Below are 2,181 nucleotides of genomic sequence, written 5' to 3' on the forward strand. Positions count from 1 at the left end.
TTAGAGCTTAGAGCTTAGGAGCGAGCTCAAAGAATATTAAAAATCGCACACGAAAAAGGGCCTCAATAATGATGAGGCCCTTTTAGTATCTGGAACTTGTGTTTACGAGCTTACTCGCTTTCTAGAATGCAATCAGTCAACTAGACCATAGTCAGCACGCAATACATCGATGATCTCTTGCTTAGGATTCTCACTCAGTACGATTTCCGCACCTGTAATCTTCGCCGCGATATCAAGATAAGTACGTGACAGAGACATTAATGAATCCAATGGAAGTTCATTGTCACGAGCTAACGCTTCACGCTCTGGCATACGCTCTTTGTTCAAAAGAATGTCCGGATCAGGGAAGTAGTTAAGTAGGAACTGGCGGAAACCTTCTTTTGAATTCTCAACGATGTTGCCGTTATTGTATTCCTGAGTATCCCAAATGCGAGATGAATCTGGAGTACCGACTTCATCCATGTAGATAAGCTTTTCATTACCTTGAGCATCGTTGACGTAACCAAATTCAAATTTCGTATCGACAAAGGTTTGATCGACTTTTGCTAGCGCTTGGCTAATTACGTTGAAGCCTTCTTTTAGAAGTTTCTCGTAATGCGCAATGTCACTTGCTTGAGTAAAGTTGAACGCTGCGAAGTTATCTTCGATGTTGTTACGTGTGATGTTCACATCATCAGCTTCTGGAACGCCAGGAATACCTTTCAAAATCCCTTTTGTAGAAGGTGTGATCAGTAGCTCAGGCAATTTCTTGTCTTTCTCAAGGCCTTCTGGCATCTCGATACCACAGAATTCGCGTTCGCCGTTTTCGTATGCACGCCACATTGAACCTGTGATGTATTGACGACAAATCGCTTCGATCATGACTGGGCGAGCTTTTTGTACAATCCATACGAATGGATGAGGGATATCAAGAATATGACTGTCAGCAAGGCCGTTGTCTTTAAACAATTTGAACCAGTGGTTAGAGATAGCATTCAGAGCCGCTCCTTTACCTGGGACACCTTTTAGATTCCCTTCACCACGCCAGATACAATCAAATGCAGAGATACGGTCACTGATCACCATGATTGCTAATGGCGCATCTGGTGCTACATCGTAGCCTTTCTCTTTAATTAGTCGTTGGCTATCTTCTTCAGTTAACCAGTAGACCGAACGAACCTTGCCACTGTGGACAGGTTTATCAGTACGGATTGGTAGGTCATCATTTACGGCAAGAACTTGATCAGCAAGGCTCATTTAGACATTCCTATCTTTTATCAAACGTCATACAGAGAAGTGCGGTGTGCACATGATTAGACGGGCATTATACCCAATCTACTATTTGCTTCCAGAGAAAAAGCAAACGATTGCTAAATCTATTGATCAAATAAAAACCCCCGCCTAACTATTCGCTAGAAAATTGGCGAATTGTAGGCAGGGGAAGGCAGTATATTTGGACTGTGTTTTGGAGCCATGCTGTCAAGTTAACTTAAGTTTGCTAGCCAAAATGTTATTAAGTCAGGCGGTCTAGTGAATACGCTCTGAATTGGCATCAATAAAGAAGACTTCGCACTGAAAGCGCATTCCTAATGTTCTTAGGTATTGCTGACTGAATTGATCAATCGAAGCACTCGCAACAATCGCGCTCGCATTCTTAGATCGAATGGCTTTCTCGACGGTTTCTACTTCTGTCATTTGATTAGAGGCTTTCATGTGAATAACACGATCACAGCAAACATTATGTTGCTGCAGTTGTTTAGCCGATGGTCTTGGTGTTTGAGCCGTAAACAGTAACCACTGATGTTGATTGGACAGCAACGCCATTTTGGCAAACAACGCTTCTTCGTTTGAACTTTTTGTGTCACGAGAGACGGATGTAAATGCGCAGTGAGTTAGCGGGCTAGAGTGTTGTGCTTTAACGTGTGCTGGAATCATTTTGCTGTCCTTATATACATGCTGTATGTGTATACAGTAGTTTTTGTTGCTTATAAGATCAAGCGTTTTTTGAGGGATTATTGGCCGATCTTGCTTGGTTGGGTAAGTGGTTTTTATTTAAGCTGTTGAAAATATGGTAAAAATTAAATTTGAATGAATTTGTTGTTTTGTCTCATAAGTTGAAGAAATGTGAGCTTTATACAGGTGTATACAGTGGGTTTGACAGAAAAGTACTGTATACACCTGTATAGAAGATAAGAAGATAAG

At 41.4% G+C, this 2,181-nt stretch carries 2 protein-coding genes; both read right to left on the bottom strand.

What is annotated here, in order from left to right:
• Nucleotides 1–132 precede the first annotated feature (132 nt).
• The gene (locus tag AB4496_RS24645) at nucleotides 133–1,236 is read right to left on the bottom strand and encodes a phosphoribosylaminoimidazolesuccinocarboxamide synthase (protein WP_009846479.1); all 1,104 of its coding nucleotides are present in this window, start codon (nucleotides 1,234–1,236) and stop codon (nucleotides 133–135) included.
• A 270-nt stretch (nucleotides 1,237–1,506) separates the two neighbouring features.
• On the bottom strand, nucleotides 1,507–1,914 hold the full coding sequence (locus tag AB4496_RS24650; protein ID WP_009846480.1) for a SulA-like leucine-rich domain-containing protein: 408 nt from the start codon (nucleotides 1,912–1,914) through the stop codon (nucleotides 1,507–1,509).
• Nucleotides 1,915–2,181: the final 267 nt, after the last annotated feature.

It is taken from the genome of Vibrio sp. 10N.222.46.A1, from assembly GCF_041473595.1.
In the GTDB taxonomy this organism is placed as follows: Bacteria; Pseudomonadota; Gammaproteobacteria; order Enterobacterales; family Vibrionaceae; genus Vibrio; species Vibrio tasmaniensis_A.

Bases quoted from the DNA above. Each gene is read 5' to 3' on its own strand.
- AB4496_RS24645 (WP_009846479.1), bottom strand. From the start codon at position 1,236: ATGAGCCTTGCTGATCAAGTTCTTGCCGTAAATGATGACCTACCAATC.
- AB4496_RS24650 (WP_009846480.1), bottom strand. From the start codon at position 1,914: ATGATTCCAGCACACGTTAAAGCACAACACTCTAGCCCGCTAACTCAC.